The sequence below is a fragment of the Candidatus Megaera venefica genome, assembly GCF_034554655.1.
GTDB classification, from domain to species: domain Bacteria; phylum Pseudomonadota; class Alphaproteobacteria; order Rickettsiales; family Rickettsiaceae; genus Megaera_A; species Megaera_A venefica.
The window spans coordinates 1-1,313 of sequence record NZ_JARJFB010000250.1 but is presented as its reverse complement, the minus strand read 5'-3'; the positions used below and the strand labels follow the sequence as shown (position 1 = coordinate 1,313).

2 protein-coding genes are annotated in these 1,313 nt (G+C 31.2%); both read left to right on the top strand.

The genetic code is table 11. The features are described 5' to 3' along the window. Window positions 1-409 (top strand): WbqC family protein (locus tag Megvenef_RS09500; RefSeq protein ID WP_322777671.1); only part of this gene is annotated, 409 nt, incomplete at its 5' end. 2 nt (window positions 410-411) lie between these two features. Beyond that, window positions 412-1,313 (top strand): glycoside hydrolase family protein (locus Megvenef_RS09495; RefSeq protein WP_322777670.1); only part of this gene is annotated, 902 nt, incomplete at its 3' end.

Sequence of the window (1,313 nt, the reverse complement as noted above, 5' to 3'; positions counted from 1 at the left end):
CACTTATCCAATAATTGAAGAAATTATTCAGAATAAAGAAGATAATTTATTTCTTTATATCTTGAGTTCTGTTATTTCGATATGTAGGTTTTTAAAAATAGGTACAACAATAATTACCTCTTCAACTATACCAATAGATCATTCTTTATCAGGAGAAAATAAAGTACTAGATTTCTGTCAAAAACTAGAAGCAAATATCTATATTAATGCTATAGGTGGGCAGGAATTGTACGATAAGGAATCATTTCAAAAGATTGGCTGTGATTTGCAATTTATAAAATCTGATCAAATAAACTATAATCAATTCTATGAGCCCTTTGTCCCAAACCTTTCTGTTTTAGATTTAATGATGTTTAATAAGAAAGAGGATATTCGTAATATGTTAACTCAATATAGTATTATACAATAATTATGACTACGCTAAAATGGAACAAAATGGGTTTGCTGTTTGAGCCAAACAAATTTAATGTTGGTGACTGGATGCACGAATTTGCACAAGCTCCATGCACTCTTGAATTTAATGACTTTATTAGAGTGTATTTTAGTTGTAGGTCAAAGCCAAATGAAAAAAATCAATATACCAGTTACGCAGCTTATGTAGATCTTTGTAAAAATAATCTCTTTAAAGTATTAGATATTGCAAAGAACCCTATCTTAAAACTAGGAAAACGAGGAACTTTCGATGAATTTGGAACTTATCCCATCTCGGTCCTACGAGAAGGTAAAAAGATAGTAGCTTATTACGGCGGATGGACTCGATGCGAATCCGTGCCTTTTGATGTTTCTATAGGCTACGCAGAAAGCGTAGATGACGGTAAAAATTTTGAAAAATTAGGGGATGGTCCTATCCTAGGCCATTCTCTTGAAGAGCCATTTATAATAAGCGGCCCTAAAATAAGAAAATACAATGACAAATGGTATTTATTTTATATTGCAGGCAAAAAATGGATTCAAGTAGATGGTAAACAAGAGCCTATTTATAAAATACGTTTAGCCACTTCAGATAATGGATTAACGTGGAATAAATTAAACAAAGATATTATTGCAGATTTAACCGGTCAAGATGAAGCACAAGCAAGTCCAGACGTGATATTTATTAACAATAAATATCATATGTTTTTTTGCTATAGGCATGCTACAGACTACAAACAAAATAAGGATAAAAGTTATAAAATAGGATATGCCTCATCAGAAAATTTAGTTGATTGGGTAAGAAATGATTCAAAAGCTGGAATTATAATCTCAGATTCTGGATGGGATTCCGAAATGATTTCTTATCCTCACTTGTTTCAACTAAATGGAAAGTTATTTAT